Source organism: Kitasatospora sp. NPDC023176 (genome assembly GCF_055560495.1).
In genome coordinates, this window is the sequence record NZ_JBVHIP010000006.1 from 1 (window position 1) to 26,579 (window position 26,579).

The 26,579-nt window shown below is 73.4% G+C and carries 27 protein-coding genes and 1 tRNA gene; 18 read left to right on the forward strand and 10 right to left on the reverse strand.

Annotation, left to right across the window (positions count from 1 at the left end; all coding sequences use genetic code 11):
• The first annotated feature begins 158 nt into the window (after nt 1–158).
• The 3 genes from ACZ3YL_RS11085 to ACZ3YL_RS11095 all read left to right on the forward strand — a co-directional run bounded on the left by ACZ3YL_RS11085 (nt 159) and on the right by ACZ3YL_RS11095 (nt 1,604).
• Nucleotides 159–566, forward strand: coding sequence for a helix-turn-helix domain-containing protein (locus ACZ3YL_RS11085; RefSeq protein WP_188303118.1), 408 nt, complete (start codon nt 159–161; stop codon nt 564–566).
• 2 nt (nt 567–568) lie between these two features.
• A complete protein-coding gene (locus tag ACZ3YL_RS11090; RefSeq protein WP_465656741.1) occupies nt 569–1,129 on the forward strand; it encodes a hypothetical protein in 561 nt (186 codons plus the stop codon).
• Nucleotides 1,130–1,253: 124 nt separating this feature from the next.
• Nucleotides 1,254–1,604, forward strand: a complete 351-nt coding sequence (locus tag ACZ3YL_RS11095; protein WP_188303120.1) for a DUF2516 family protein — start codon at nt 1,254–1,256, stop codon at nt 1,602–1,604.
• A gap of 60 nt (nt 1,605–1,664) precedes the next feature.
• On the opposite strand, the gene ACZ3YL_RS11100 is transcribed toward ACZ3YL_RS11095, so the two are convergent.
• On the reverse strand, nt 1,665–3,182 hold the full coding sequence (locus ACZ3YL_RS11100) for a PP2C family protein-serine/threonine phosphatase (RefSeq protein WP_465656743.1): 1,518 nt from the start codon (nt 3,180–3,182) through the stop codon (nt 1,665–1,667).
• Nucleotides 3,183–3,421: 239 nt separating this feature from the next.
• Between ACZ3YL_RS11100 and ACZ3YL_RS11105 the strand changes: the two genes are divergently transcribed.
• A complete protein-coding gene (locus tag ACZ3YL_RS11105; RefSeq protein ID WP_465656998.1) occupies nt 3,422–3,982 on the forward strand; it encodes an O-acetyl-ADP-ribose deacetylase in 561 nt (186 codons plus the stop codon).
• Nucleotides 3,983–4,145: 163 nt separating this feature from the next.
• Here ACZ3YL_RS11105 and ACZ3YL_RS11110 read toward each other — a convergent pair whose 3' ends face one another.
• A complete protein-coding gene (locus ACZ3YL_RS11110; protein ID WP_188303123.1) occupies nt 4,146–4,979 on the reverse strand; it encodes a methyltransferase domain-containing protein in 834 nt (277 codons plus the stop codon).
• A 227-nt stretch (nt 4,980–5,206) separates the two neighbouring features.
• Between ACZ3YL_RS11110 and mshA the strand changes: the two genes are divergently transcribed.
• Nucleotides 5,207–6,574 (forward strand): D-inositol-3-phosphate glycosyltransferase, encoded by a 1,368-nt coding sequence (gene mshA, locus ACZ3YL_RS11115; RefSeq protein ID WP_411292884.1) that lies wholly within the window; start codon nt 5,207–5,209, stop codon nt 6,572–6,574.
• Nucleotides 6,575–6,652: 78 nt separating this feature from the next.
• Nucleotides 6,653–7,165, forward strand: a complete 513-nt coding sequence (locus tag ACZ3YL_RS11120; protein WP_188303124.1) for a type III secretion system chaperone family protein — start codon at nt 6,653–6,655, stop codon at nt 7,163–7,165.
• Between the two features lie 33 nt (nt 7,166–7,198).
• Here ACZ3YL_RS11120 and ACZ3YL_RS11125 read toward each other — a convergent pair whose 3' ends face one another.
• Nucleotides 7,199–8,527, reverse strand: coding sequence for an MDR family MFS transporter (locus ACZ3YL_RS11125; protein ID WP_465656747.1), 1,329 nt, complete (start codon nt 8,525–8,527; stop codon nt 7,199–7,201).
• A 150-nt stretch (nt 8,528–8,677) separates the two neighbouring features.
• Here ACZ3YL_RS11125 and ACZ3YL_RS11130 point away from each other — a divergent pair, with 150 nt between their 5' ends.
• Together ACZ3YL_RS11130 and ACZ3YL_RS11135 are read left to right on the forward strand one after the other, a co-directional pair.
• Nucleotides 8,678–9,436 (forward strand): phosphoglyceromutase, encoded by a 759-nt coding sequence (locus tag ACZ3YL_RS11130; RefSeq protein ID WP_188303126.1) that lies wholly within the window; start codon nt 8,678–8,680, stop codon nt 9,434–9,436.
• Between the two features lie 259 nt (nt 9,437–9,695).
• Complete coding sequence (locus tag ACZ3YL_RS11135; RefSeq protein WP_188303127.1) at nt 9,696–10,292, forward strand: lytic polysaccharide monooxygenase; 597 nt, start codon at nt 9,696–9,698, stop codon at nt 10,290–10,292.
• Nucleotides 10,293–10,379: 87 nt separating this feature from the next.
• Here ACZ3YL_RS11135 and ACZ3YL_RS11140 read toward each other — a convergent pair whose 3' ends face one another.
• Both ACZ3YL_RS11140 and phoU read right to left on the reverse strand, forming a co-directional pair.
• Nucleotides 10,380–10,559: a hypothetical protein gene (locus ACZ3YL_RS11140; RefSeq protein ID WP_188303128.1), complete on the reverse strand. Its 180-nt coding sequence runs from the start codon at nt 10,557–10,559 to the stop codon at nt 10,380–10,382.
• A gap of 166 nt (nt 10,560–10,725) precedes the next feature.
• Nucleotides 10,726–11,415 carry a phosphate signaling complex protein PhoU gene (gene phoU, locus ACZ3YL_RS11145; RefSeq protein WP_188303129.1) on the reverse strand — a complete coding sequence of 230 codons (690 nt, stop codon included), beginning with the start codon at nt 11,413–11,415 and terminating at the stop codon, nt 10,726–10,728.
• Nucleotides 11,416–11,720: 305 nt separating this feature from the next.
• Between phoU and ACZ3YL_RS11150 the strand changes: the two genes are divergently transcribed.
• Complete coding sequence (locus tag ACZ3YL_RS11150) at nt 11,721–13,151, forward strand: sensor histidine kinase (protein ID WP_465656750.1); 1,431 nt, start codon at nt 11,721–11,723, stop codon at nt 13,149–13,151.
• A gap of 2 nt (nt 13,152–13,153) precedes the next feature.
• On the forward strand, nt 13,154–13,849 hold the full coding sequence (gene phoP / locus ACZ3YL_RS11155) for a two-component system response regulator PhoP (protein ID WP_031069385.1): 696 nt from the start codon (nt 13,154–13,156) through the stop codon (nt 13,847–13,849).
• Between the two features lie 160 nt (nt 13,850–14,009).
• Here phoP and ACZ3YL_RS11160 read toward each other — a convergent pair whose 3' ends face one another.
• Complete coding sequence (locus ACZ3YL_RS11160) at nt 14,010–14,702, reverse strand: DUF461 domain-containing protein (RefSeq protein ID WP_465656753.1); 693 nt, start codon at nt 14,700–14,702, stop codon at nt 14,010–14,012.
• A gap of 424 nt (nt 14,703–15,126) precedes the next feature.
• Between ACZ3YL_RS11160 and ACZ3YL_RS11165 the strand changes: the two genes are divergently transcribed.
• The 7 genes from ACZ3YL_RS11165 (at nt 15,127) to ACZ3YL_RS11195 (ending at nt 22,162) form a co-directional block, all read left to right on the forward strand.
• Nucleotides 15,127–15,609: a CarD family transcriptional regulator gene (locus tag ACZ3YL_RS11165; RefSeq protein ID WP_030244332.1), complete on the forward strand. Its 483-nt coding sequence runs from the start codon at nt 15,127–15,129 to the stop codon at nt 15,607–15,609.
• A 291-nt stretch (nt 15,610–15,900) separates the two neighbouring features.
• Nucleotides 15,901–16,626 (forward strand): 2-C-methyl-D-erythritol 4-phosphate cytidylyltransferase, encoded by a 726-nt coding sequence (ispD, locus tag ACZ3YL_RS11170; RefSeq protein ID WP_188303131.1) that lies wholly within the window; start codon nt 15,901–15,903, stop codon nt 16,624–16,626.
• Nucleotides 16,616–17,107, forward strand: coding sequence for a 2-C-methyl-D-erythritol 2,4-cyclodiphosphate synthase (ispF, locus tag ACZ3YL_RS11175; RefSeq protein ID WP_188303132.1), 492 nt, complete (start codon nt 16,616–16,618; stop codon nt 17,105–17,107). The genes ispD and ispF overlap by 11 nt, the downstream gene beginning before the upstream one ends.
• A 146-nt stretch (nt 17,108–17,253) precedes the next feature.
• Entirely contained in the window at nt 17,254–17,649 is a 396-nt protein-coding gene (locus tag ACZ3YL_RS11180; protein ID WP_188303133.1) for a PPOX class F420-dependent oxidoreductase, read from the forward strand.
• Nucleotides 17,650–17,763: 114 nt separating this feature from the next.
• Nucleotides 17,764–19,158, forward strand: coding sequence for a cysteine--tRNA ligase (gene cysS / locus ACZ3YL_RS11185; protein WP_188303134.1), 1,395 nt, complete (start codon nt 17,764–17,766; stop codon nt 19,156–19,158).
• A gap of 136 nt (nt 19,159–19,294) precedes the next feature.
• Complete coding sequence (gene rlmB / locus ACZ3YL_RS11190; protein ID WP_465656756.1) at nt 19,295–20,287, forward strand: 23S rRNA (guanosine(2251)-2'-O)-methyltransferase RlmB; 993 nt, start codon at nt 19,295–19,297, stop codon at nt 20,285–20,287.
• A 246-nt stretch (nt 20,288–20,533) separates the two neighbouring features.
• Nucleotides 20,534–22,162 carry a DoxX family membrane protein gene (locus tag ACZ3YL_RS11195; RefSeq protein WP_465657000.1) on the forward strand — a complete coding sequence of 543 codons (1,629 nt, stop codon included), beginning with the start codon at nt 20,534–20,536 and terminating at the stop codon, nt 22,160–22,162.
• A 153-nt stretch (nt 22,163–22,315) separates the two neighbouring features.
• Here ACZ3YL_RS11195 and ACZ3YL_RS11200 read toward each other — a convergent pair whose 3' ends face one another.
• The 3 genes from ACZ3YL_RS11200 to ACZ3YL_RS11210 form a co-directional block, all read right to left on the reverse strand.
• Nucleotides 22,316–23,137, reverse strand: coding sequence for a nucleotidyltransferase family protein (locus tag ACZ3YL_RS11200; RefSeq protein ID WP_465656758.1), 822 nt, complete (start codon nt 23,135–23,137; stop codon nt 22,316–22,318).
• A gap of 77 nt (nt 23,138–23,214) precedes the next feature.
• On the reverse strand, nt 23,215–23,658 hold the full coding sequence (locus ACZ3YL_RS11205) for a hypothetical protein (RefSeq protein WP_188304118.1): 444 nt from the start codon (nt 23,656–23,658) through the stop codon (nt 23,215–23,217).
• A 178-nt stretch (nt 23,659–23,836) separates the two neighbouring features.
• Nucleotides 23,837–24,934 (reverse strand): ABC transporter ATP-binding protein, encoded by a 1,098-nt coding sequence (locus ACZ3YL_RS11210; protein ID WP_188304117.1) that lies wholly within the window; start codon nt 24,932–24,934, stop codon nt 23,837–23,839.
• A 279-nt stretch (nt 24,935–25,213) separates the two neighbouring features.
• Between ACZ3YL_RS11210 and ACZ3YL_RS11215 the strand changes: the two genes are divergently transcribed.
• A tRNA-Thr gene (locus tag ACZ3YL_RS11215) sits at nt 25,214–25,287 on the forward strand.
• Nucleotides 25,288–25,326: 39 nt separating this feature from the next.
• On the opposite strand, the gene ACZ3YL_RS11220 is transcribed toward ACZ3YL_RS11215, so the two are convergent.
• Nucleotides 25,327–26,577, reverse strand: a complete 1,251-nt coding sequence (locus ACZ3YL_RS11220; protein WP_465656761.1) for a sensor histidine kinase — start codon at nt 26,575–26,577, stop codon at nt 25,327–25,329.
• Between the last annotated feature and the right edge of the window lie 2 nt (nt 26,578–26,579).

The window sequence follows — 26,579 nt, forward strand, 5'->3', positions numbered from 1 at the left end:
CCCCCCCCCCCCCCCCCCCCCCCCCCCCCCCCCCCCCCCCCCCCCCCCCCGGCACCCACCCTCCCGAGAGCCCCCCGACCACCCCAGAACCCCCCCGGCCGCTTGCGGCCGCTAGCACTGTGCTTGCAATAGCAAGCACCCTCCTGCAAGCTACCCCCATGGCCTCCCTCAACGTCGCCTCGCTAGGCGAGTACATCCGCGAGCAGCGCCGCAACGCGCAGTACTCGCTGCGCCAGCTGGCGGAGGCCGCCGGTGTGTCCAACCCGTACCTCAGCCAGATTGAGCGAGGGTTGCGCAAGCCGAGCGCGGAGATCCTGCAGCAGATCGCGAAGGCGCTGCGGATCTCGGCGGAGACGCTGTACGTCCAGGCCGGGATCCTGGAGGAGCGGCGGGGTGAGGGCCTGGAGTTGCGGGCCTCGATCCTGGCCGATCCGCTGATCAACGAGCAGCAGAAGCAGGCGCTGCTCGCGGTCTACGACGCCTTTCTCAAGGAGAACGCCGCCTCGGCCTCCACCCTGACGACCGACGGCGCGGCCACCCAGAACACCCACCGGGAGGACCGGTAAGCATGCCGATCACCGACGAGATCAAGAAGACCCTCACCGACCCGACCCCGCTGTACGCCCTGGCCGGCGCCGGGGACCTCGCGTACGAGAAGCTGCGCGAGGTGCCGGGCAAGGTCGAGGCCCTGGCGGCGGACCGCCAGGGCGCGCAGGAGATGGCGACCGCCAGGCTGCAGGAGGCGCAGGGGCTGTTGGCCGGTGCGCCGGCCAAGGTCACCGAGGCCGTCACCGCGCTCCCCACCGATCTGAAGGTCCTGCAGGAGCGGGCCCAGGGCTTCGCCCTGCAGCAGGTGGCGCGCGCGGTCGAGCTGGCCGTCCGGGCCAAGGAGACCTACGACGAGTTGGCCGAGCGCGGCAAGGTCGTCGTCGACAAGGCCCGCCCGCAGACCGACCCCGCTCAGGCCGTCGACGCCGCTCAGGCCGTCGACCTCACCCAGGCCGTCGACCCCGCCTCGGAAGCCGTCCGGCCCGACGAGCCCCTCGACGCCGAGCTCGTGGACGAGACCGCCCCCGCCCCGAAGAAGCCCACCAGGGCCCGGAGGAGTGCCCCCGACGCCACGGAGTGACCCCTGCCCGCCGCCCCCCGGGGCACATCCGCCGGCGGCGGGACGTTCACACCGTGCGGGCGGCCGCCGTGCCAGGATGGGCGGCGGCCGGGGCGCAGCAAGCCGAGAGACGTAGGAGATCGCGATGACCGGAGTGTTCCAGATCCTGGCCTTTTCCTACCTGAACCCGTTCTGGTGGATGGCCGTGGCCATCCTCGGCTACAAGTTCTTCGCGCTGGTCGACGCGGCCACCCGCCGGGAGGACGCCTACCGGGCGGCGGACAAGAAGACCAAGGGGTTCTGGCTGGCCGTCCTGGGCATCAGCTTCGGCTGGGACCTGCTGTTCGGGGCGAACTTCCTCGGCAGCATCGGCACCCTGGCCGGCCTGGTGGCCTCCATCGTCTACGTGGTGGACGTCCGCCCCGCGATCAAGGCCCTGACCGGCGGCAGCGGCCGCGACGGCCGGAGCAACACCGGCCCGTACGGCCCCTGGTAGACGGAACGACGCCGCAGCCCGGGAGGGGAGTCACCCCTCCCGGGCTGCGGCGTGTCCGGCTCAGCCCAGAATCAGCTGCACCGGGTTGCGCTCCAGCAGCAGCACCGCGACGTCGTCCGTCAGCGCCCCGCCGTTCAGCTCCTCGACCTCGGCGATCACGCTGTCGACGAGTCGCCCCCGGGTGAGCCCGGCGGACTGGTGGTCGGCGATCAGGTCGGCGAGTCCGTCCTGGCCGAGGCGGCGTGATCCGGCTCCGACCCGGCCCTCGATCAGCCCGTCGGTGTAGAGCAACAGCCGCCAGCCGGGCTGGAGTTCGAACTCGTGGGCGGGCCAGGCGGCCTCCCCGTCGTGGCACGGCAGCAGGCCGAGCGCGGGCCCGGCGAGGTCGGCGGGCAGCGAGGTCGGGGCGTGGTCGCGGCCGAGCAGCATCGGCGCCGGGTGCCCGGCGAGGTAGAGGCGGACCCGTTCGCCGCTGCCGAGTGAGTCGAGTTCGGCGCTCCGGCCGCCGCCGGGTTCGATGACGATCATGCAGAGCGTCGCGAAGATCTCGTCGCTGCGCCGTTCGTGCTCCAGTACGTGCTGGAGGGTGGTGAGCAGGGTTTCGCCGGTGAGGCCGGCGAAGACCAGGGTGCGCCACGCTATCCGGAGGGCGACGCCGAGCGCGGCCTCGTCCGGGCCGTGGCCGCAGACGTCGCCGATCACGACGTGGACGGTGCCGTCGTCGGTGCGCACGGCGTCGTAGAAGTCGCCGCCGAGCAGGGCGCGGCGGCGGCCGGGACGGTAGCGCCGGGTGAAGGAGAGTCCGGCGCCGTCCAGCAGCGGGGTGGGGAGCAGGTGGCGCTGCAGCCGGGCGTTCTCCTGGCCGCGCAACTCGGCCTCGACCAGGCGCCGCTGGGACTCGTCGGCGCGTTTGCGTTCGACGGCGTAGCGCAGGGCGCGGGCCAGCAGCGGGCCGTCCGTCTCGTGCTTGAGCAGGAAGTCCTGGGCGCCCGCGGCGACGGCGGCGGCGCCGAGCTCGGCGCCGCCGGCGTCGGTGAGCACCACGACGGGGAGGTGCGGGGCGCGGCGGAGCAGTTCGTGCAGGGCTTCCAGGCCGTCCGAGGTTTCGCCGGCCTGGGCGGCCGGGGAGGCGAGGTCGAGCAGCACGCAGCCGAACTCGCCGCCGCGGGAGCGTCCGCGCCGGGTGGCGGGGGAGGACTGGGCGAGCAGCGGGGTGGCCTGTTCGAGGCCGCGGGCCCAGTGGATCTCGATCGAGGTGCCGCTGTCGGCGACCGCGGCCTTGATCAGTTGGGCGTCGGAGGCGTCGTCCTCGATGACCAGCAGCCGCAGTGGGGCGGGGGCGCCGTCGACGGGCCTCTCCAGGGGCGCCGGGGCGTGCGCGACCTCGGCGAGGTGGGAGGGGTGGCGCGTGCCGTGCGCGGTCCGGTGCGGCTGTGAGCGGGGGTGGGGTATCGGGGGAGTGGCCGTGGCCGGCCCGGTCGTCGCCTGGCGCGTACGGGCATGGCCGACGGGGGCGCCGTCATGGGCGCCCGGCAGGTCCGCGGCACCAGGTGCCCGCCCGTCTCCCGTTGCGGGCATCGGTGGTTCCTCCCTTTCCCCGACTGCGTAACGGCCGGCGTCCGTTCGCGGTGCCCGCCTGGCACCGCGCGTCGGGGAACTTCTCGCGACCATAACGTGATCTCCGGGGATATCTCTGGCCGACCGGCGCCGTTGTGGTTATTGCCACGCCGGTGGCGGGGTGGTGATCGGATTCGGACAACGGCTCGGATCCCGGTCCGGTGGCTGCCGGACGGGTCCGGGGAAGGGGGCAGGTGATGGTGACGCGGATCACCCTGATCGAGGGTGACATCACGGAACAGCGGGTGGACGCGGTGGTGAACGCCGCCAACTCGTCCTTGCTGGGCGGTGGCGGGGTGGACGGCGCGATCCACCGCAGGGGCGGGCCGCAGATCCTGGAGGAGTGCCGCCGGCTGCGGGCCTCGCACTGGGGCAAGGGGCTGCCCACCGGGCGGGCGGTGGCGACCGCGGCCGGGCGGCTGCCGGCCCGCTGGGTGGTGCACACCGTCGGGCCGGTGTACCAGGCGGAGGAGTACGGGGAGCGGGCTGGGCTGCTGGCCTCCTGCTATCGCGAGTCGCTGCGTACGGCGGCCGGGTTGGGCGCGCGCACGGTGGCCTTCCCGGCGGTGTCGGCCGGGATCTTCGGCTGGCCGCCGGCGGACGCGGCCCGGATCGCGCTCGGTACCGTCGCCGAGGTGCTGGGCGGCGGTGACGCGTCGGCGGGTGCGGAGCTGGCGGAGGTGCGGTTCGTGCTGTTCGGGGCGGAGATGTACGGGGTGTTCGAACGGGCTCGGGAGGAGCTGTTCGGGCCGGAGGGCTGACGACCGGCCGCGCTGCGGGGCTGGGCAGGGTGAGCACCGGGCGGCGTGTGGTGTCGCCGCCCGGCGGTCTCCATCGTGGCGTGACGAGACGTCAACGCGCCAGAGATATTCGATAACTCGTTCGAGTGAATGCGGTGGTTCGCTCTCCAGCGCGGGCGCGCGGCTACGGCGCGAGCGCCGTCCAGGGCAGCGTGACCTCGCCCTGCCGCCACCGCCCGCGCGCGTCCACCAGCGGCCAGCTGCCCGCCAGCGCCGTGCAGGCCGCCACCCAGCGCTGCCGCGCCCCGAACGCCCCGTACGGCGCGGCCGCCGCCCAGGCCCGGTCGAAGTCGGTCAGGAAGGCGTGCACCGGCCGCCCCGGCACGTTGTGGTGGATCAGCGCCTTCGGCAGCCGTTCGGCCAGGTCGGAGGGCTGGCCCAGGCCGCCCAGCCGGGCCGCGAAGGTCACCGTCCGGGGCCCCTCCGGCCCCAGCGCGACCCAGACGTGCCGCCGCCCGATCTCGTCGCAGGTGCCCTCGACCAGCAGCCCGTCCGGGGCGAGCCGGGCGCACAGCCGTTCCCACACCCCGGCCACCGCCGCCTCGTCGTACTGCCGCAGCACGTTGGCCGCCCGGATCAGCTGGGCCGGCCCGCCGCCGTCCAGCGGCACCTCGAAGCCACCGCGCCGGAAGGTGAGCAGCGGCGGCTCGGCGTACGGCAGCGCGGCCGCGACCCGCTCCGGCTCGATCTCGATCCCGACCACCCGGACGTCGGGGCGCACCGTGCGCAGCCGTCCGGCCAGCTCCACGGCCGTCCACGGCGCCGCGCCGTAGCCGAGGTCGACCGCCACCGGCGGCCGTCCGGCGGCGCGCAGCGCCCGGCCCAGGGTGTGGGCGATCCAGCGGTCCATCCGGCGCAGCCGGTTGGTGTTGGTGGTGCCCCGGGTGACCGTCCCGACCGGCCGTCCGGTCCGTCCGCGGGCGGGCGCGGCGGTCGCGGGGTCGAAGGAGGCAGCCATGCCCAGAAGGGTAGTCGGCGCCCGCCGGGCCGGTCGGACACCGTCCTGGCCTGCGCGGATGGCGGCCCGGACGACCGGTCGCCGGGACCGGGAATGCCGGACGACCGTGAGGTGGTTGGCACACTGGTGGTGATGTGTGCCCGGGACGGGGCAGCGCACACCGGACCTGTGGCGGCCCGTTCACGCGGACCGCCGAGACGGGCCGCACACGAGGAGGCTTCAGCCAGGTGATCCAGCACCCCGTCCGTTCGGTACGCCGTGCCCAGTCCGCCGCGCCCGCGCGCGGCCGGCTGCAGTCGCTCGTCCCGGGCCGTCGCCGCCCGCGCCGGATAGCGATGCTCAGCGTGCACACCTCGCCGCTGCACCAGCCCGGCACCGGGGACGCCGGCGGGATGAACGTCTACATCGTCGAGCTGGCCAAGCGCCTGGCCGAGCTCAACATCGAGGTCGAGGTGTTCACCCGGGCGATCTGCTCGGACGACGCGCCGACCGTCGAGCTGGCGCCGGGCGTGCTGGTCCGGCACGTCACCGCCGGGCCGTACGAGGGCCTGGTCAAGGAGGACCTGCCGGCCCAGCTGTGCGCCTTCACCCACGGGGTGCTGCGGACGGAGGCGGGCCACCGCCCCGGCCACTACGACCTGGTGCACTCGCACTACTGGCTCTCCGGGCAGGTCGGCTGGCTGGCCGCGCAGCGCTGGGGGGTGCCGCTGGTGCACACCATGCACACCATGGCGAAGGTCAAGAACGCCGCGCTGGCCGAGGGCGACACGCCCGAGCCCGCGGCCCGGGTGATCGGCGAGACCCAGGTGGTCGAGGCGGCCGACCGGCTGATCGCCAACACCACCGAGGAAGCCGCCGAACTGGCGCTGCACTACGCCGCCCGGCCGGACCAGCTGGCCGTCGTCCACCCCGGGGTCAACCTGGACGTCTTCCGCCCCGGCGGCCCGCGGGCCGGGGCCGACGCCCGGGCCCGGCTGGGCCTGCCGCAGGACGCCGCGGTGCTGCTGTTCGCCGGGCGGATCCAGCCGCTGAAGGCGCCGGACGTGCTGCTGCGGGCGGTCGCCGCGCTGCTGGAGAGCCGTCCGGAACTGCGCGAGCGCCTGGTGGTGCCGGTGGTCGGCGGGCCGTCGGGCACCGGGCTGGCCCGCCCGGAGAGCCTGCACAAGCTGGCCGCCCAGCTGGGCATCGGCGACGTGGTGCGCTTCCACCCGCCGGTCGGCCAGGCCCGGCTGGCGGACTGGTACCGCGCGGCGACGGCCCTGGTGATGCCCTCGTACAGCGAGTCCTTCGGCCTGGTCGCGCTGGAGGCCCAGGCCTGCGGCACCCCGGTGGTGGCGGCCGCGGTCGGCGGCCTGCCGGTCGCGGTGCGGGACGGCGAGTCCGGCACCCTGGTGCACGGCCACGACCCGCTGGCGTGGGCGCACGCGCTGGAGCCGTACGTCACCGACCCGGCGCTGGTGGCCCGGCGCGGCGCGGCGGCGGCCCGGCACGCGGCCGCCTTCGGCTGGGGCACCGCCGCGGCGACCACCGCCGAGGTGTACGCCGGCAGTCTGGCCCGCCCGGCCGGCCGACTGGCGGTGGCCCGCCGGCGCTGACCGCCCGTACGGGCCGGGCGGCCGGCCGCGCTCCCCGGCCCCTGACCCGAGGTCACGGCGCCGGGTAACGTCACCCCCATGGCAATCCGCACCAAGGACGAGGCCCTGACCCTCCTGCGCACCGCCCTGGACGACGCCGGGGTGGCCTGGGAGCCAGCCGCCACCGACCCGTACACCCTGGTGGCGGCCCTCCCGGGCACCCGCAAGCTGAGCACCACCTGCGCGCTGCGGGTCGGCGACCACACCCTGTCGGTGAACGCCTTCGTGATCCGCCGCCCGGACGAGAACCACGAGGCCGTCTACCGCTGGCTGCTGGAGCGCAACACCCGCCTCTACGGCGTCGCGTACGCGATGGACGCGCTCGGCGACGTCTACCTGGCCGGCCGGCTGCCGCTGGAGGTGCTCACCCCGGACGCCGTCGACCGGCTGCTCGGCACGGTGCTGGAGAACGCGGACGAGCCCTTCAACACCCTGCTGGAGCTGGGCTTCGCCTCGGCGATCCGGCGCGAGTGGGAGTGGCGCACCAAGCGCGGGGAGTCCACCCGCAACCTGGCCGCCTTCGCCCACCTGGCCGCCCCGGCCGCCGACTGACCGGCCGCCGGTCGGCCGACCCCGGCCGGGCGCTCAGGCGCCCGCCGGGGTCCTCTCGGTCCTCTCGGTCCTCTCGGTCCTCTCGGTCTCCGACGGGACCGCGACCACGGCCACGGTCCCGGTCCGGCGGCGCCCCGCCGCACCCGTACGGCGGGCCAGCACCACGTACCCGAGCGCGGCGGCCGTCCCGACCGCCCCGCAGACCGACCACAGCACCGCCGGACCGGCGTACTGCAGCAGCAGCCCGCCGCCCGCCGGGCCGAGGAGCGAGGCGAGCGACCAGGACAGCCCGTAGACGCCCTGGTAACGGCCGCGCCCGTGGGTCGGCGCCAGCTCGGCGACCAGGCCCATCATCACCGGGGTGTGGAGGATCTCGCCGACCGTCCAGACCGCCACCGAGAGCGCGAACAGCCAGGCCGAGGAGCCGGCCAGCGCGGCCAGCCCGAAGCCCCAGCCGGTGAGCAGGCAGCTGGCGATCAGCATCCCGGTCCGCGAGCGGCCCTCCATCCACCGGGTCAGCGGGATCTGCAGCACCACGATCAGCAGCCCGTTCAGGCCGATGACCAGCCCGTACTGGGTGGACGGGATGCCGGAGGCGCCCATGTCCACGGCCAGTGTGGTGCTGCCCTGCTGGAACACCAGGGCGACCAGCAGGGTCAGCCCGACCAGCGCCATGAAGGGGGCGTCCCGGAGCACGGTGAGCAGACTGATCCCCGGTTCGGCGGAGCCGTCGGCCGGCCCGGTCGGGGCCTGCGGCCGGGTCTCCGGGATCCGGATGAAGATCACCACGGCGCAGACCAGGGTGGTGAGGGCGTCCAGCAGGAACAGCGTGAGGTAGCCGTGGGTGGCGATCAGCCCGGCCGCGGCGGCGGAGAGGCCGAAGCCGATGTTGATCGCCCAGTAGTTCAGCGAGTAGGCCCGGACCCGGTCCTCGGCCGGGACGAGGTCGGCGATGATCGCCGAGGTGGGCGGCCGGGTGGCGTTGTTGCAGAGGCCGACCACGAAGGCCACCACCGCGATCGCCACCTGGCCGTCCATGAAGCCGAGCACGGTGGTGGACGCCGCGGTGCCGAGCTGGGCGGCGACCAGGGTGGGGCGGCGCCCGATCCGGTCGGTCAGCACGCCCGCGCCGATCGCCGCGATCGCCGAGCCGGCCCCGAACAGCGAGGCCACCAGGCCCGCGTAGGACGCCGAGTAGCCCCGTACGGTGGTCAAGTACAGGGCCAGGAAGGTGACGACGAACGAACCGAGCCGGTTCACCAGGGTGCTCACCCAGAGCCACCAGAACTGCCGCGGCAGCCCGCCCACCGTCTCGCGCACCAGTCTTCGGATCCGGGGATTGGCGGCCAGGGCGACGAGCATGTGGGGGCTCCCGAGGGCAGGCGTCCGCTGAGCGGCGCGGGCAGGCCCGGACAGCCGACGGATGTAAGCGGCAGATGGCAGTTGCACACATTACACAGCAGTCCAAGGTCCCCACCAGGGGTTTTCGGGCCCTCCACTAAGCTGGGCGCCATGGCTGACACGACGTACCGACTCATCCTGCTCCGCCACGGCGAGAGCCAGTGGAACCAGAAGAACCTGTTCACCGGTTGGGTCGACGTCGACCTCAACGAGAAGGGCGAGAAGGAGGCCGCCCGCGGTGGCGAGCTCCTGGCCGCCGAGGGCCTGTTCCCCGACGTGGTGCACACCTCGCTGCTGCGCCGTGCCATCCGCACCTCGCAGATCGCCCTGGACAAGGCCGACCGCCACTGGATCCCGGTCAGCCGTAGCTGGCGCCTGAACGAGCGCCACTACGGCGCGCTGCAGGGCAAGGACAAGGCCCAGACCCTGGCCGAGTTCGGTGAGGAGCAGTTCCAGCTGTGGCGCCGTTCCTACGACACCCCGCCGCCGGCGCTGGCCGACGACGCGGAGTACTCGCAGGCCGGTGACGCCCGCTACGCCGACATCCCGAGCGAGCTGCGTCCGCGCACCGAGTGCCTGAAGGACGTCGTCGAGCGGATGCTCCCGTACTGGTACGACGCCGTCGTCCCGGACCTCGCCGCCGGCAAGACCGTCCTGGTCACCGCCCACGGCAACAGCCTGCGCGCGCTGGTCAAGCACCTCGACGGCATCTCCGACGCCGACATCGCGGGCCTGAACATCCCGACCGGCATCCCGCTGGTCTACGAGCTGGACGCCGACTTCAAGCCGGTCGCCAAGGGCGGCCGCTACCTGGACGCGGACGCCGCCGCGGCCGCCATCGAGGCGGTCAAGAACCAGGGCAAGAAGTAGCCCGCTTGCCGCGAAGGCCCCGCTCCCGGTTCACCGGAGCGGGGCCTTCGTCGTTCAACCCGCTTGCATCGTGCGACAGTTGGGGCTCGGCTCAAAGTGGTTCAGACCATTGACGGGCGCTGCTGCCGACTCCTACCGTGAAGGCGCCGGGCTGGCGCAGGCATGCCAAGGATTCCCCCATGTCCCGGGCCGCCGCACCCCCAACGCGCGCGCGTCTGTGCCCCGGCGCACTCTCCATCCACCCCCACGGAGGAGCACCATGCGCACACGTCATCTGGTCGGGGCGGCCGTCGCCGCGCTGGCCGTCCCGCTCACCCTGGCCTTCCCGGCCCAGTCCCACGGCTACATCACCACCCCGCCCAGCCGGGCCGCGCTCTGCGACGCGGACGCGAGCGCCGTCCCGTGGGACTGCGGCGACATCCAGTGGGAGCCGCAGAGCGTCGAGGGCCCGAAGGGCTTCCCGGCCGCCGGGCCCTCCGACGGCACCATCTGCGCCGGCGGCAACTCCCGCTTCGCCGAGCTGGACGACCCGCACGGCGGGGCCTGGCCGACCACGCCGGTGACGGCGGGCCAACAGCTCACCTTCACCTGGAAGTTCACCGCCCGGCACGCGACCACCGACTTCGAGTACTACCTCACCAAGCCCGGCTACGACGCCGGTCAGCCGATCACCCGGGACAGCCTCGACCTGACGCCCTTCCTGACCGTCCCCTACGGCGGGAAGCAGGTGCCGAGCACGCTCAGCCACACCGCGACCGTCCCGAGCGGGCGCACCGGGCACCAGGTGGTCGTCGCGGTCTGGACGATCGCCGACACCGGCAATGCCTTCTACTCCTGCACCGACGTCCAGTTCTGAGGGTGCGGGCGGCTTCGACGCGAGGCGTCCCGGGGTGCACGGTCGTGCACCCCGGGACGCCCGCGGTCTCCGCCGCGGCGGACTGCCTCAGTGGCCGCCGCAGCAGCCGCCGTCGGCGCCGCCGCACTGGCAGGGCGCGCCGGACTGGCAGCCGCAGCCGCAGCCCGGGCCGCAGCCGCACCCGGCCGCGAGGACGGGCAACAGCTTCGGGGCGGGCGGCTCGACGGTGGTGTGGGCGGATGCCGGTCGGGTCGGGTTGGCCTTCATCGAGCTCTTCCCTCCTAGTGACGGGCGCACTCCGGTGCCCCCACCGTCGAGTGAAGCCGCCGTTCGGAGGGAGCGTCAACAGGCGCGCAGTGGTGGAACGTTCGGACATCCGTGCGCCCGCACCACCCTCGCCACAGGTTTACTCACCCCTGGGGGTGGGCGGGGCTCACTCAGCCCCAGCGGCCTCGGCGGCCTCGGTGGCGGCCACGAACTCGGCCACGTGCTCGCCGGTCACCAGGTAGACCACGCGCTTGGCGACCGACACCGCGTGGTCCGCGAAGCGCTCGTAGTAGCGGCCGACCAGCGTGATGTCGACGGCGGTCTCGATGCCGTGGTGCCAGCGGTCGTCGATCAGGTGCGACAGCAGCTCGCGGTGCAGGGCGTCGATCCGGTCGTCGTCCTGCTCCATCTCCAGGGCCTTGTCGACGTCCTTGGTGGCGATCACCAGGCCCACCTTGGCCACCAGGCGCTGGGCGAGCTGGCCCATCTCCAGAACGGTGGAGTGCAGGTCGGCGGGCACCGCCGACTCGGGGTAGCGCATCCGCGCGACCTTGGCGACGTGCCGGGCGAGGTCACCGCAGCGCTCCAGGTCGGCGCTCATCCGCAGCGAGGTGACCACGATGCGCAGGTCGGTGGCGACGGGCTGCTGCCGGGCGAGCAGATCGATGGCGCGGTTCTCGAGCTCGTGGTGGAGGTCGTTGATCTTCTCGTCGGCGGCGATCACGCCCTCTGCCAGCGCCAGGTCCGCGTCGAGGAGTGCGGTGGTGGCCCGGCCCAGGGCGGAGCCGACCAGCCGGGCCATCTCGATCAGGCTGTCGCTGATCGCATCGAGTTCCTCGTGGTACGCGTCGCGCATGTTCTCTCCTCAGTAGCTGTGTCGGTGGCGGTGCCGACCGGTCAGCCCGTCCGACCGCCGTTCCGGCGTCGGGCGACCGCTGCTGGTGGCGCGAATCGTACGCGCACACCCGAGACCGTGGCCGCTGTTCGGCACGGAGATCTCTCCCACACGGGCTGCATGGCCAACTCTGTGCCGTTCGGGCGACGACGCACGGCCGGTGCGGTGAATCGGCAGCTACGTGAAGGTGAATTCTCGGCAACGCATGGTCGATGCCTTGACTCAGCCCTTGGGGAGTGACCAGGCCGTGCGCTTACGCTGACCACATGGACGTGAATGTGGCCGCTGCCGCTGCCTGTGCCATAGCCGGGCTCGGCGTCGGCCTCACCGCCTCCATCGCCTTCCGCTGGAGCGAGCGCGAGCAGGCCAAGGGCAAGTACACCAGCGGCAAGCAGTACGGCCGGCACCAGACACTGGGCACCGGCAACCCGGAGCCCCCGCTGCCGCCGGGGGTCGACACCGTGCTCTCGGTGCTCCGCTCCTGCGCGATCGTGCTGGGCGAGGGCGACGAGGTGGTCAAGGCCAGCTCGGCGGCGTACGCGATGGGCCTGGTGCGCGGCGGTGCCGTCGCCGTGGACCAGATGCTCGCGCTGGCCCGGGCCACCCGCCGGGACGGCGAGATCCGGCAGGTCGAGCTGGAGGTGCCCCGCCCGGGCGCGGCCCGCGCGGCCGAGCCGCTCGCGGTCTCCGTCCGGGTCGCCCCGCTGGGCTCCCGGCTGGTGCTGGTGCTGGTCGAGGACCAGACCGAGCGCCGCCGGGTGGAGGCCGTCCGCCGGGACTTCGTGGCCAACGTCAGCCACGAGCTGAAGACCCCGGTCGGCGCCCTGTCGCTGCTCTCCGAGGCGGTCGCCGACGCGGCCGACGACCCGGAGGCGGTGCAGCGCTTCGCCGGCCGGATGCAGGTCGAGGCGACCCGCCTGGCCAGCCTGGTGCAGGAGATCATCGACCTTTCCCGGGTCCAGGACGACCGGCTGATGGTCGACCCGGAGCCGGTCGCGGTGGACGAGCTGATCGCCGAGGCGATCGACCGCTGCCGCCAGCAGGCCGCCGCCAAGCAGATCCTGATCGCGGCCGGCGGCATCGCCGGGCTCTACCTGCACGGCAACCGCGGCCAGCTCGCCGCGGCGCTCGGCAACCTGGTGGAGAACGCCGTCAACTACAGCCCGCCCCGCACCCGGGTGGCCATCGCCACCCGCCGGATCTCCAGCGCCGCCGCGCTCGGCGAGGCGGACGGCGAGCTGATCGAGATCTCGGTGACCGACCAGGGCATCGGCATCTCCGAGAAAGACCGCGAGCGGGTCTTCGAACGCTTCTACCGGGTCGATCCGGCCCGCTCCCGGCAGACCGGCGGCACCGGCCTCGGCCTGTCCATCGTCAAGCACGTGGCCGCCTCGCACGGCGGCACCGTCTCGGTGTGGAGCGTCGAGGGGCAGGGCTCGACCTTCACCATCCGCCTGCCCGCCGGCCAGGCCCCCGCCGACGACGACCTCGACGACGAGCTTGATGACGACCTCGACGGCATCGGCCACCTCGACGCCATCGACGACGACGAACCCCGCGACGAGCCCGGCGCCGGGCCCGCCACGGCACCCCGGACCCTCACCACGGACCGCACCGACCGTGCGGCCCGTTCGCTCCCCGCCGGGGAGCGGGAACAACCCCTGACAAAGACAACCCAGCTTGCCCCGGAGGCCTGATCGTGACCCGAGTACTGGTGGTCGAGGACGAGGAGTCGTTCAGCGACGCCCTCTCGTACATGCTCCGCAAGGAGGGCTTCGAGGTGGCCGTGGCCGCGACCGGCCCCGACGCCCTGGAGCAGTTCGAACGCAACGGCGCCGACCTCGTCCTGCTCGACCTGATGCTGCCGGGCCTGCCGGGTACCGAGGTCTGCCGCCAGCTCCGGGTGCGCTCCAACGTCCCGGTGATCATGGTGACCGCCAAGGACAGCGAGATCGACAAGGTCGTCGGGCTGGAGATAGGTGCGGACGACTACGTCACCAAGCCGTACTCCACCCGTGAGCTGGTCGCCCGGATCCGCGCGGTGCTGCGCCGCCGCGGCGAGGACGGCGGCGCGGGCGACAACGGCGGCGGCCCGGGCGCCCTGGAGGCGGGCCCGGTCCGGATGGACGTGGACCGGCACGTGGTGACGGTGGACGGCGCCAAGGTCGACCTCCCGCTCAAGGAGTTCGACCTGCTGGAGATGCTGCTGCGCAACGCGGGCCGGGTGCTCACCCGGATGCAGCTGATCGACCGGGTCTGGGGCGCGGACTACGTCGGCGACACCAAGACCCTGGACGTCCACGTGAAGCGCCTGCGGGCGAAGATCGAGCCCGACCCGGGCGCGCCGCGCTACCTGGTCACGGTCCGCGGCCTGGGCTACAAGTTCGAGCCGTAAACCGCGGTCCCGCGAAGACGCGGAAGGCCCCCGCCGACGACCGTCGACGGGGGCCTTCCGCGTGGCGTGCCACCCGCCGCGGACCGGGCGACCGGTCACGGGGACGCACGAAGCCTCCCGCCGGCCCCGGAAGGGCCTGCGGGAGGCGGGGTGCACCGGGTCAGTGCGCGGCCGGAGCCGTGGTGCCGGAGACCGGCGCGACCGGGGCACCCGTGGTGGCCGGCGTGGTGGCACCGGTCGCCGGGGTGGCCGGCGCGCCCGGGGTGGTGGCGCCGGTGGCCGGGGTGGCCGGGGCGCCCGCGGCGGGGGAGGCGCTCTTGGTGGGCGCGGCCGACGGGGTCGGACCGTAGCCCTGGTAGGGGCCCTTGTCCGAGTCCGGGCTGACGCCGGCCTGGGCGGCGACCTTCTGGCCGTCCTTGAAGGTGAACGTCGTGAGGGCGAAGCCGCCGACGTGGACGGAGGCGGAGCTGACGGAGGCGGACGGGTTGCCCTGTCCGCCGATCGCCACCGCGCCACCCGCCGGGATGACGATGCTGGGCTGCGGGGCGCCCGCGGCGTCCGCGAAGGTCGCGCTGGCAGTGCCGACGGTGATCGACTGCAGCTCGGCCGGGATGTTCGCCGTGTTGGAGATGTTCACGACCACGTTGGCGGGGCCCGTGTAGTCACCCGAGGCGCTGACCCCGGTGACGATCACGATGTTGTTCAGTCGGAGGTTCGTCCCAAGGGTCGCCGCCGCGTTGTCCGGCTTGATCTGCAGGGTGTCCGGCGTGTTGCTGGCGGCGCAGGAAGAAAGCGAGGCGATGGCGATGGCGGCGATGGCGGCGATGCTGCCGCGTCGAAGGCTGCGGCTCACGGCGGCGGCTCCTAGGTCACATGTCGACAGGTCAGGTCTCAGATTATCGACCTCACTTATGCGGTCCTCACGGGGTGGTCCCCGTGTCGCACTCCAGAGGCCCCTCGGGGGCCGGACGGCGGTACCGCCGGCATGAACCGATCATCGGGAGGACAAGCTTCGACCAAGATCGAATAACGATCCGGTCACGACCCGGGAAAGGGTGAAAGCTCAAGATCCAATCATGGCTGCAGGGGTGTTGCGCAAGGGTTTCGTCGGAGGTCGGAACCGCCTCCGACCTGCGGGAAGCCCCTGTCGAACATCGGTCGCAGCACGTCATGGGGGTCCTTGTCAAGCCCCGAGACCGGCCCTGACCTGCGAAAACGCCCTTCGGGTGGGCCGCAAGGCGTGTTATTCTGGAAAGCCACGGAAGGGGTCCTGTCACATGACGTTCAAGGTTGGCGACACGGTGGTCTACCCCCATCACGGGGCCGCGCTGATCGAGGCCATCGAAATTCGCCAGATCAAAGGTGTGGACAAGACCTACCTGGTGCTCAAGGTGCAGCAGGGAGACCTGACGCTCCGCGTGCCCGCCGAGAACGCGGAGTTCGTCGGCGTGCGCGATGTGGTCGGCCAGGAGGGTCTGGACCGGGTCTTCGAGGTGCTCCGCGCACCGTACACCGAAGAGCCGACCAACTGGTCCCGTCGCTACAAGGCGAACCTGGAGAAGCTCGCCTCGGGCGACGTTATCAAGGTCGCCGAGGTCGTGCGCGACCTCTGGCGTCGCGAGCGCGAGCGCGGCCTCTCGGCCGGCGAGAAGCGCATGCTCGCGAAGGCGCGCCAGATCCTCGTCAGCGAACTCGCGCTGGCGGAGAACACCAACGAGGACAAGGCGGAGACGCTGCTCGACGAGGTCCTCGCCTCGTAGTGCGGTCGGGCTGCCGCCCCATCGCCCACAGCGCCCGGTGCCGGCGTGCCGCTCCCAGGACGAACCGTCCGGGAGTGGTGCAGTGGCACTCCGGGCGCTGAGGCGTGTCCGGACGACGCCCCCCACCCGAGCCGGTCCAGGCCCTGCAAGACCGTTTCTGCGCAGTTGTGCGGCGGACAGTGGACCAGTGGTTCTTCGGAAGGGGCCCCCGCGCCCGCCGGGCACGCCATGGCCATACCCACTTCGCCGAAGGAGTGAAACCTGAACGCGTCAGGAGCAGTCGCAGCAGCAGTGGTGCCCGCCGCCGGACGCGGTGAGCGGCTGGGGCCCGGCGCCCCGAAGGCCCTGCGGGAACTGGGCGGAGTGCCGCTCCTGGTGCACGCCGTACGGGCCCTCGCGCGCAGCCGGGCGGTCGGCCTGGTCGTGGTCGCCGCGCCCGCCGACGGGGTGGCCGAGGTGGTCGCCCTACTGGACAGCCACGGGCTGGACGGCAAGGACATCCGGGTGGTGGCCGGCGGCGCGACCCGCCAGGAGTCCGTCCGGCTGGGCCTGGCCGCGATCCCCGAGGAGGTCGGGATCGTCCTGGTGCACGACGCGGCCCGGCCGCTCGTCCCGGTCGAGGTGGTGGACGCCGTCGCGGCCGCCGTCCGGGCCGGGGCTCCGGCGGTGGTGCCCGCGGTGCCGCTGGCCGACACCGTGAAGCGGGTCGAGCCGAACCCGGGCCACCCCGAGCCGGTGCTCGACACGCCCGAGCGGTCCACCCTGCGCGCGGTGCAGACCCCGCAGGGCTTCGACCGGGCCACCCTGGTCGAGGTGCACGCCAAGGCGCTGGCCGAGGAGTCCGCCGGCGGCGCCGACGCCCCGCCCGTCACCGACGACGCCGGACTGGTGGAGCGCTACGGCGGCACGGTCGTCGTGGTGCCCGGCCACGAGGAGGCGTTCAAGGTCACCCGTCCGTTGGACCTCGTGCTCGCCGAGGCCGTACTCGCCCGCCGGAGGGCCGCCGATGCCTACTGAGCCCCTGATCCCCCGGGTGGGGATCGGCACCGATGTGCACGCCTTCGAGGCCGGTCGCCCGCTGTGGGTGGCCGGACTGGAGTGGCCGGACGCCGAGTTCGGGCTCGCCGGGCACTCGGACGCCGACGTCGCCGCGCACGCCTCCTGCGACGCGCTGTTCTCGGCCGCCGGGATCGGCGACCTGGGCGCCCACTTCGGCACCGACCGCCCCGAGTGGGCCGGCGCCTCCGGGGTGAAGCTGCTCGGCGAGGCGGCCCGGCTGGTGCGCGAGGCCGGCTTCGAGATCGGCAACGTCTCGGTCCAGGTGATCGGGGTGCGGCCGAAGATCGGCAAGCGGCGGGCCGAGGCGCAGGCGGCGTTGTCCGGGGCGGTCGGCGCTCCGGTCTCGGTCTCCGGCACCACCACCGACGGCCTGGGCCTGACCGGCCGGGCCGAAGGGCTGGCCGCGATCGCCACCGCCCTGGTGTACGAACGGCGTTGAGCCCCCGTCGGTCGGTCGGCCGGAAATAGACCGGTGTTGACGGGTGTTCACCGGATGTCGCGGGGGCCCGAATCGGTAGGGTTCGGTCCGGGCCCGCGCGGAGCTCACCCTCGGGCCGGACCGCCGCCGACGAGAAGAGGATTTCGATGAGTGCCCAACTCTCCGACCGTGCCAAGGCGTTGATCGACGGCAAGAGTTTCGCCGTGATCACCACGATCCAGCCGGACGGCAGCCCCCAGTCCTCGGTGGTCTGGGTCAAGCGGGACGGGGACGACATCCTGTTCTCGACCGTCGAGGGCCGCCGCAAGCACCTCAACCTGGTGAAGGACCCGCGGGTCTCGCTGCTGATCAACCCGCCGGAGAACCCGTACGAGTACCTGGAGGTCCGCGGTTCGGTGGCGCTGACCACCGAGGGCGGCCGGGAGCTGATCGACGAGCTGGGCCTCAAGTACCGCGGCGAGGAGAAGTACGGCTACGACGGTCCGGACGACGTCCGGGTGGTCGTCCGGCTCTCGCCGCGCAAGGTGGTCGGCAGCATCTGACCGAGCCGGACCAGCCGTGATTCCCCGGGGCGGCCCCGCCGTTCCCCGGGGAACGTCCTGCCGTTCCCGGTTAATGTCGCGGGGCACCCCCCGCCGCCCACTACGCTTGACGCTGTGAGCATTCGTCTGTACGACACCAGCACCCGCCAGGTACGCGACTTCGTCCCGCTTGTACCGGGTTGTGTCTCGATCTACCTGTGCGGCGCTACCGTCCAGTCGGCGCCACACATCGGGCACATCCGGTCCGGGCTCAACTTCGACATCATGCAGCGGTGGTTCGCCTACCGCGGCTACCAGGTGACCTTCGTCCGCAACGTCACCGACATCGACGACAAGATCATCGCCAAGGAGCGCGAGCTCGGCACGCCGTGGTGGCAGATCGCGTACGAGAACGAGCGTGCCTTCAACGACGGTTACAGCGCGCTCGGCTGCCTCTCGCCCACCGTCGAGCCGCGGGCCACCGGGCACGTCCCCGAGATGATCGAGATGATGCAGGGGCTCATCGGGAAGGGCCACGCGTACGCGGTCGACGGCAACGTCTACTTCGACGTGAAGTCGTACCCCGACTACCTCGCGCTCTCCAACCAGAAGCTCGCCGACCTGCGCCAGCCCGAGGGCGACGGCGAGACCGGCAAGCGCGACCAGCGCGACTTCGCGATGTGGAAGGCCGCCAAGCCGGGCGAGCCGAGCTGGGAGACCCCGTGGGGCCGCGGCCGGCCGGGCTGGCACCTGGAGTGCTCGGCGATGGCCCACAAGTACCTGGGACCGGCCTTCGACATCCACGGCGGCGGGCTGGACCTGATCTTCCCGCACCACGAGAACGAGATCGCCCAGTCCAAGGCCTACGGCGACGACTTCGCCGCCTTCTGGGTGCACAACGCCTGGGTCACCATGGCCGGCGAGAAGATGAGCAAGTCGCTCGGCAACTCGGTGCTGGTCTCCGAGATGGTCCGCGCCTGGCGGCCGATCGTGCTCCGCTACTACCTGGGCGCCGCGCACTACCGCTCGATGATCGAGTACAGCGAGGACGCGCTGCGGGAGGCCGAGGCCGGTTTCGGCCGGATCGAGGGCTTCATCCAGCGGGCCGTCGAGCGCTGCGGCAAGGTCGACGCGGCGCCCGAGGTGCCGCCGGCCTTCGCCGAGGCGATGGACGACGACTTCGGCGTCCCGCAGGCGCTGGCCGTCGTGCACACCGCCGTCCGCCAGGGCAACAGCGCCCTGAACGCGGACGACAAGGAGAGCGTGGTGGCGCGACTGGCCGAGGTCCGTGCGATGCTCGGTGTACTGGGCCTCGACCCGCTCGACCCGCACTGGGCCGGGACGGAGCGCGGTGAGGACCTCCACGGCGTGGTCGACTCGCTGGTCCGTCTGGTCCTGGACCAGCGGCAGGCAGCGCGTCAGCGCAAGGACTTCGCCACCGCGGACGCCATCCGCGACCAGCTCGGCCTGGCCGGGCTGGTGATCGAGGACACCCCGTCCGGCCCGCGCTGGACGATCAACAGCCAGTAACCCCATCTGACGATCGGGGTGATGGGTGGGCCGTACCGAACCGGTGCGGCCCTCCCGCATGACGTAGCGCATGCCGTAGGCCGCCGCCGCACCGAGCGGGGCGGCCGGGCATGCCGGACAGACAGGAAGTACAGCCATGGCCGGCAACAGCCAGCGCAGGAACCGCCGCAACCCCGGATCGAAGAAGGGCGCGTCTGTCGGTACCGGCGGGCACAGCCGGAAGGCTCTGCAGGGCAAGGGCCCGACCCCGCCCGGCGCGGAGCGCAAGGGCCACCCCAAGCAGCGGGCCGCCAACGCCGCGATCAAGCGCGAGCGGGACGCCAAGGCCCGGGCCGGCATGCGCCGGGCCGGGGCCGGCGGCCGCGGCGGCCGCGGCGGCGCGGGCAGCGCCGAGCTGGTCTTCGGCCGCAACTCGGTGGTCGAGGCACTGCAGGGCGACGTCCCGGCCAACGCGCTGTACGTCCAGCAGTTCATCGACACCGACGACCGGGTCCGCGACGCCTTCCAGGCCGCCAACGAGCGCGGCATCCCGCTGATGGAGGCCCCGCGCCCGCAGCTGGACCAGATGACCGGCGGGATGAACCACCAGGGCCTGGTGCTGCAGGTCCCGCCGTACGAGTACGCCCACCCCGAGGACCTGCTGGCGGAGGCCTCCGACGCCGGCCAGGACGCGCTGATCATCGCGCTCGACGGCGTCACCGACTCGCGCAACCTGGGCGCCGTGGTCCGTTCCGCCGCCGCCTTCGGCGCGCACGGCGTGGTCATCCCCGAGCGTCGCGCGGCCGGCATGACCGCCGGTGCCTGGAAGACCTCCTCCGGCGCCGCGGCCCGGCTGCCCGTCGCCCGTGCCACCAACATGACCCGCACCCTGGAGGCCTACCAGAAGGCCGGCCTGATGGTGGTCGGCCTGGCCGCCGACGGCGAGGCCGAGCTGGGCGACCTGGAGCTGCTGACCGGCCCGGTCGTGATCGTCGCGGGCAGCGAGGGCAAGGGCCTGTCCCGACTGGTCTCGGAGACCTGCGACATGCGGGTGCGGATCCCGATGAGCGGTCTGACCGAGTCGCTGAACGCCGGTGTCGCGGCGGGCATCGTGCTCTACGAGGCCGCCCGACTGCGCGCCAAGCGCTGAGCACGGCGGGCGTACCGTCCAGCACATCGGACGCCGCGCCCGCAGGAGATCTTCTGAATTCTCCGCGATCCGAGTGAAAAGCGATCGGGCCCGACCGGGTCCGATCGCTTTTCTCATGATCACTTCAAGTATGCGCCGGACATCCACCCGAGAGAGTGTCCTAAGCGGCCGTCACCCGGTTAGACGGGCGTGGACGTGGACACCAGAACACCTCGGCGCCCCCTGTTCGGCGGCGGCAGCACCGGGATGGACGCGGGCCCCGGGCTCGACACCGTCAAGGTGCCGTCGGACCCCGCGCGCCTCAGCAACACCCAGGCGAGCTTCCGGCTCCGGCTCGGCACCCAGGTGGCGCCGCTGATCGAGGCCCCGGCCGGACTGCTGTCCACCGGCGCCGCCTTCGGCGACCCGTACGCCAACCAGGGCCTGATCCGCCGTCCGCTGGTCACCCCGCAGGTCGTCGTACCGGCCTCCGCCGTCCCGGCGCTGGCCGGCGCCCAGGCCGGGACCGCCGGCGGCGCACCGCGCCGCAAGGGCCGGGTCACCGCCGTCACCTGGACCGGCCAGGCGGCCCCCGGGGACCTCGCGGCCACCCGGCTGCTGGAGGCGGTACGGATCAACGGCGCCCCGGCGGGCGTCGACCCGGACGAGACGGACACCCAGGCGCTGCCCGCCTACGCCGGCGCCCGGAGCGTCCCCCGCCAGCCGCGCGAGGGCAGCGGCACCGCCACCGACGCCGGCGTCGGCCCGGTCGGCGAACCGCACGGCTGGACCCCGAGCGGCGAACTGCCCGAGGTCTCCGCCACCGCTGCCGCCGACGGCAAGCAGCCCTGGTACCCCGGCCGCCGGGTCGACCTCGGCCTGGTCCTGCTGCCGCTGCGCGCGGTGCTCGGCTCGCTCTCCGTCTACGCCGGGTTCAGCAAGCTCTGCGACCCGGTGTACTTCGACGGCGGCGAGCGCGGCTCGATGATGCGCTGGCTCTCCTCGCTGCACCCGTGGAAGGTCGCCGAGCCGCTGCTGGCCTTCGCGATGGCCCACCCGGTGGGCTCCGGCCTGGTGGTGTCGTTCACCGAGATCGTGGTCGGCGTGCTGACCGTCCTCGGCCTGTGGCAGCGGCTCGCCGCCGGGGCGGCGATGCTGCTCTCCGCCGCGCTGTTGTTCACCGTCAGCTGGCGCTCCGTCCCCGTGTACGACACCCCCGACCTGATCTTCCTCGCGGCCTGGAGCCCGCTGCTCATCGCCGGGGCGCCCTTCGCCTCGCTCGACGGGCGGCTCAACCTGGAGGCCTGGCGCCGGATCGGCGCGGGCGCGCCGGGCGCCCTGCGCCGCCGGGTGCTGCGGCGCGGCGCGGTGGTCACCACCGTCGTGGTCGGCCTGACCCTGCTGCTCGGCTCGATGCTGGGCGCGGCCGTCCGCACCAGCGCCCGGCCGCACCAGGCGCCCGGCCGCCCGGCCGGCGACTACGGCACCCCGGTCTGGCCGTCGGGCAGCCCCTCCGGCGCCCCCGGCGGCCAGGGCACGTCCACCTCGCCCCCGCCCGCCGCCCCGCGCCCGGCCACCCCGACACCGAGTGCCACCGCACCCGCCACCGCCCCCGCCAAGTCGGCCGGTGCCACGCCCGGCGGCAAGCACTCCGGCAAGGCCGAGACCGGCGGCTCCTCCCCGGCGCCCGCCGCCCCGCCCGCCGGCTCCGGCTCCGCGCCCGCCCAGCGCACCCCGGCCCCCGGCGGCTCGGGCACGGCGCCCAAGCCCAGCCCGAGCAACGGCTCCGGGCTGCTCGGCGGGGTGCTGGGCAGCGGGCCGGTGCTCGGCAGCGGACCGCTGGCCGACCTGTCCGGTGGGCAGTCCTCCCGTCCGGGGACGCCGACGGCCACCTGAGGCCGCCGGGCGCGCTACGGCCGGGTGCTCCGTGGGGGAGCACCCGGCCGTAGCGCTGTGCTGTGCGCGGCGGGGTGCGGCGTCGGGTGCGGCGCTGGGTCCCGCTGGGTCCCGCGGGACCCAGCGAGGTGCTCGCGGGGTGCTCGCTGCTCGTCAGCGGGAGCTGTCGCGGTAGGCCGCGAGCTCCTTGGCCGCCTCGGTGAGGTCCTTCGCGGTGTCGATCGCGCGCCAGTACACGCCCTGCGGCAGCTGGTAGCCCGCGAGCCGCTTGCTGCGGGCGAGTTGGGGGAAGGTGGTGCGCTCGTGGTCGCCCACGTCCGGCAGCAGGTCGGCGAACTCCGGGCTGAACACGTACAGGCCGGCGTTGATCAGGAAGGGCGAGGGCGGGGCCTCGATGAAGTCCAGCACGTTGCCGAACTGGTCGGTCTCCACGGCACCCCAGGGGATCCGCGGCCGGGCCAGCGCGAGCGTCGCCACGGCGTCCCGCTCGTGGTGGAAGGCGGCCATGTCGCGCAGGCTGAAGCGGGTCCAGATGTCGCCGTTGGTGGCGTACCAGGGCTCGTCCGGGCGGGGCAGCGCCTTCGCCGCGTGCTTGAGGCCGCCGCCGCGCCCGAGCGGCTCGGCCTCGACCACCGTGCGCACCCGCAGCGGCAGTTCCGCCTTGTCGAGCCACTCCTCCAGCACGTCCGCGAGATGGCCGCAGGACACCACGACATCGGTGACGCCCTCGGCGGCCAGCCAGGCCAGCTGGTGGCCCAGGATCGGCGTGCCCGTGCCCGGGATCTCGACCAGCGGCTTGGGGCGGTCGTCCGTGTAGGGGCGCAGCCGGGAACCCTGGCCGCCGGCCAGGATCACGGCCTGGGTGACGGGCGTCGTGGTCGGCCGGGTCTGGGACTGCGGGGCCTGCTGGGACTGCAAGGCCTGTTGGGACTGGGGGGACGTGAGGTCGGCGGCGGGGCCGGAGTCAGCGGTCATGCCTGAACAATAGGGCGCCCGGCGGGAGTTGCCGCCGTCCGTCGGTCCGTTTGCGGGCTGCGGTCAGCCGGCGCTCGTCAGCCGGCGATGCCCGCCGCGAAGGAGCCGTCGCAGACCGGGCGGGCGAAGGACCGGGCCCGCTGCACGTCGCCCTGGTACTTGCGCACCGCCGCCTTGCCCAACTCGGTGGCCAGCGAGGTGCAGTACGGCGTCAGCGCCGGCTGCTCGCGCATCGAGCGCTCCAGCAGGTCCAGCGCGGCGGACGGGTTCTTGGCGCGCAGCTCGTCCAGCAGTGCCACCCGCAGCGACTCCTGCGGGGCGAGGCCGTCCGTCGTGGTGGCGGCGGTGGTGGACCGCCCGATGCCGACGCCGTCGCCGCTGGACGCCGCCACGACCTGCTGATCGAGCGCGGTCGGTGGGGCCCAGGGGACCCGGGTCACGGCGAGGGTGCCGGTGGTCACCAGGACGACCGGCAGGGTCAGGGCGACGGTCTGGCCGATACGGCGCACAAGCTGCTTCACCCTCAGGAGAGTAGCGGTGGGTGCGGGCAGGATCGCCCTCCGTCACGCCATCGAGTGACACGGTGTCCGGGTTCGTCCCTGCACCGTGTTGACGTGGGGGTGTACGGACGGAGCCCGCCGGACCGGAGGCGGTCCGACGGGCTCCCCGTCAGCTGCCGGGCGGGCAGCCTCGGTCGCGTCAGTCGCAGACGCTCAGGCGCTGGCCGCTGCTGGTGGCGAAGACGTGGGTCTCCTGCGCGATCGGCACCACGTGGACGGTCTCGCCGCGGGTCGGGATCTGGCGGCCGGGCACCCGGACCACCAGCTCCTTGTCCACGCCGCCGATCTGGGTGGTGCCGTAGACGAAGCCGTCCGAGCCGAGCTCCTCCACCACGTTCACCGTCACCGCGACGCCCTCGATGCCGCCGGACGGGACGATCTGGAAGTGCTCCGGGCGGATGCCGACGATCACCGTCTTGTCGGTGCCGGCGCCGACCAGGTTCTCGCGCGAGATGTTGACCACCGAACCGCCGAACTTCACCCCGCCGTCCACCAGCGGCACCTCGACCAGGTTCATGGCCGGCGAACCGATGAAGCCGGCCACGAACAGGTTCGCGGGCTTGTCGTACATGTTGCGCGGGGTGTCGACCTGCTGCAGCAGACCGTCCTTGAGCACCGCGACCCGGTCGCCCATGGTGAGCGCCTCGGTCTGGTCGTGGGTGACGTACACGGTGGTGATGCCCAGGCGGCGCTGCAGGCCGGCGATCTGGGTGCGGGTGGACACGCGGAGCTTGGCGTCCAGGTTCGACAGCGGCTCGTCCATCAGGAAGACCTGCGGCTGGCGGACGATCGCCCGGCCCATCGCGACGCGCTGGCGCTGACCGCCGGAGAGCGCCTTCGGCTTGCGGTCCAGGTACTCGGTGAGGTCGAGGATCTTCGCCGCCTCCTCGACCTTGGTGCGGATGTCCGTCTTGTTCACGCCGGCGATCTTGAGCGCGAAGCCCATGTTCTCGGCGACGGTCATGTGCGGGTAGAGCGCGTAGTTCTGGAACACCATCGCGATGTCCCGGTCCTTCGGCGGCAGGTGGGTGACGTCCCGGTCGCCGATCCGGATCGCGCCGCTGTTGACGTCCTCCAGGCCGGCCAGCATGCGCAGGCTGGTCGACTTGCCGCAGCCCGACGGGCCGACCAGCACGAGGAATTCGCCGTCCGCGATCTCCAGGTCCAGCGCGTCCACCGAGGGCTTGGTCGCCCCCGGGTAGATGCGGGTCGCCTGGTCGTACGTGACAGAAGCCATGGTCGTTCTCTCCTTCACCGGCAGGAACGTGCCGGACGATCCGAGTAAAGGGGGTTCGTTCGTCTCCGCCGGTCCATCAGTGGTCTGAACCACCATCGGACCGGCTCCCGGCGACGCTACCTGCGCTCCCGTCGCTTGTCAGCCCCCATCGCCCCGATTCAGGCGTCGGTTCCATCACGCCCGCCCACCCCGCCAACCCCCGGATATCCCCCCACCCCACCACCCCGGCCCGGTAGACTGCCCCCGGTGCCGCCGTGATCCGTCGCGGACGGCCACCGTGCCTCCTTAGCTCAGCTGGCCAGAGCACCGCTCTTGTAAAGCGGGGGTCGTCGGTTCGAACCCGACAGGGGGCTCGCGTAGGAAGCAATGCGACCGGCGCCCGAAGGGCCAGCTCACCGGAGTGATCCGAGTGGGCTGGCCCTTCGCTGTTCAGCTGGCCGTGGTCGGCCCGGGGGGAGGGTGAGGGTGGCGAGGGCGCCGCCGTCGGGGTGGTTGGCGAAGGTGAGGGTGGCGCCGATGACGCGGGTGTGGCCGGTGGCGATGGTGAGGCCGAGGCCGTGGCCGCGGCCGCGTTCGGGGGCGTTGGTGCGGAAGCGCTGGGGGCCGTGGTGGAGGAGGTCGTCGGGGTAGCCGGGGCCGTGGTCGCGGACGGTGATGCGGCGGCCGTCGACGTGGAGTTCGACCGGGCTGGCGCCATGGCGGTGGGCGTTGACCAGCAGGTTGCCGAGGATGCGGTCCAGCCGGCGCAGGTCGGTGCGGACCTCCTGGCCGGCCGTGATCTCGACGGAGACGTCGAGGCCGGTGAGGGTGACGGTACGGCGGACCGCGCGTTCCAGCGGGACGGCGGAGAGGTCGGGGGACTCGACGTCGGCGTCCAGCCGGGAGACCTCCAGGAGGTCCTCGACCAGGGCGCGCAGGGCCTGGACCCGGTTCTGCACCAGTTGGGTGGGGCGGCCGGGCGGCAGCAGTTCGGCGGCGGTGACCAGGCCGGTGAGCGGGGTGCGCAGTTCGTGGGCGACGTCCGCGGTGAAGCGCTGCTCGTCGGCCAGCCGGCGGTGCAGGGTGCGGGACATCAGGTCGACGGCGGCGGCGAGGTCGGCTACCTCGTCCTTCCCGTCGACGAGTTCGCCGATCCGGGTGTCGGTGCCGCCGGCCGCGATGCCCCGGGCGGCGGTGGCGGCGGTGCGCAGTCGGCGGCTGATCCGGTCGGCGACGAGGACGCCGGCCAGCACGGTGGTGAAGACCGCGGCGACCACGGTGATCAGGATGATCCGGTCCAGGTCGGCGATCGCCCGGCGGTCCTGGGCGAAGTCCACCCGGACGGAGAGCACCCCGCCCTGGACCGGGCCCGCCGCCCACATCGACTCGCCCTGCTGGTCGGCCGCCAGCAGCGAACCCTGCCGGCCGTCGGCGGCGAGGCCGTGCAGCCGGGCGGGCAGGGCCGGGTCGTCCAGGGCGGCGCCGGGGGCGCTGATGCCGCGGCCGTAGTCGGTCAGGGCCGAGCCGAGGGCGGTGAGGGCCGCTGTGCGGGCCTGGTCGACGTGCTGACGGATCATCGCCTGGTGGACCAGCAGGCCGACGGCCACCGCGACCAGGACGGAGATGGCGGCGACGGCGGTGGCGATCTGGCGGCGCAGGGTCATCC

Coding starts and splice junctions, on each gene's coding strand:
- ACZ3YL_RS11150 (WP_465656750.1), top strand. CDS start 11,721: ATGGACGTGAATGTGGCCGCTGCCGCTGCCTGTGCCATAGCCGGGCTC.
- ACZ3YL_RS11090 (WP_465656741.1), top strand. CDS start 569: ATGCCGATCACCGACGAGATCAAGAAGACCCTCACCGACCCGACCCCG.
- ispF (WP_188303132.1), top strand. CDS start 16,616: ATGCCTACTGAGCCCCTGATCCCCCGGGTGGGGATCGGCACCGATGTG.
- ACZ3YL_RS11220 (WP_465656761.1), bottom strand. CDS start 26,577: ATGACCCTGCGCCGCCAGATCGCCACCGCCGTCGCCGCCATCTCCGTC.
- ACZ3YL_RS11200 (WP_465656758.1), bottom strand. CDS start 23,137: ATGACCGCTGACTCCGGCCCCGCCGCCGACCTCACGTCCCCCCAGTCC.
- rlmB (WP_465656756.1), top strand. CDS start 19,295: ATGGCCGGCAACAGCCAGCGCAGGAACCGCCGCAACCCCGGATCGAAG.
- ACZ3YL_RS11100 (WP_465656743.1), bottom strand. CDS start 3,182: ATGCCCGCAACGGGAGACGGGCGGGCACCTGGTGCCGCGGACCTGCCG.
- ACZ3YL_RS11125 (WP_465656747.1), bottom strand. CDS start 8,527: ATGCTCGTCGCCCTGGCCGCCAATCCCCGGATCCGAAGACTGGTGCGC.
- ACZ3YL_RS11120 (WP_188303124.1), top strand. CDS start 6,653: ATGGCAATCCGCACCAAGGACGAGGCCCTGACCCTCCTGCGCACCGCC.
- ACZ3YL_RS11095 (WP_188303120.1), top strand. CDS start 1,254: ATGACCGGAGTGTTCCAGATCCTGGCCTTTTCCTACCTGAACCCGTTC.
- ACZ3YL_RS11180 (WP_188303133.1), top strand. CDS start 17,254: ATGAGTGCCCAACTCTCCGACCGTGCCAAGGCGTTGATCGACGGCAAG.
- ACZ3YL_RS11130 (WP_188303126.1), top strand. CDS start 8,678: ATGGCTGACACGACGTACCGACTCATCCTGCTCCGCCACGGCGAGAGC.
- ACZ3YL_RS11165 (WP_030244332.1), top strand. CDS start 15,127: ATGACGTTCAAGGTTGGCGACACGGTGGTCTACCCCCATCACGGGGCC.
- ACZ3YL_RS11195 (WP_465657000.1), top strand. CDS start 20,534: ATGGACGCGGGCCCCGGGCTCGACACCGTCAAGGTGCCGTCGGACCCC.
- ACZ3YL_RS11210 (WP_188304117.1), bottom strand. CDS start 24,934: ATGGCTTCTGTCACGTACGACCAGGCGACCCGCATCTACCCGGGGGCG.
- ACZ3YL_RS11135 (WP_188303127.1), top strand. CDS start 9,696: ATGCGCACACGTCATCTGGTCGGGGCGGCCGTCGCCGCGCTGGCCGTC.
- ACZ3YL_RS11085 (WP_188303118.1), top strand. CDS start 159: ATGGCCTCCCTCAACGTCGCCTCGCTAGGCGAGTACATCCGCGAGCAG.
- ACZ3YL_RS11140 (WP_188303128.1), bottom strand. CDS start 10,559: ATGAAGGCCAACCCGACCCGACCGGCATCCGCCCACACCACCGTCGAG.
- ACZ3YL_RS11110 (WP_188303123.1), bottom strand. CDS start 4,979: ATGGCTGCCTCCTTCGACCCCGCGACCGCCGCGCCCGCCCGCGGACGG.
- phoU (WP_188303129.1), bottom strand. CDS start 11,415: ATGCGCGACGCGTACCACGAGGAACTCGATGCGATCAGCGACAGCCTG.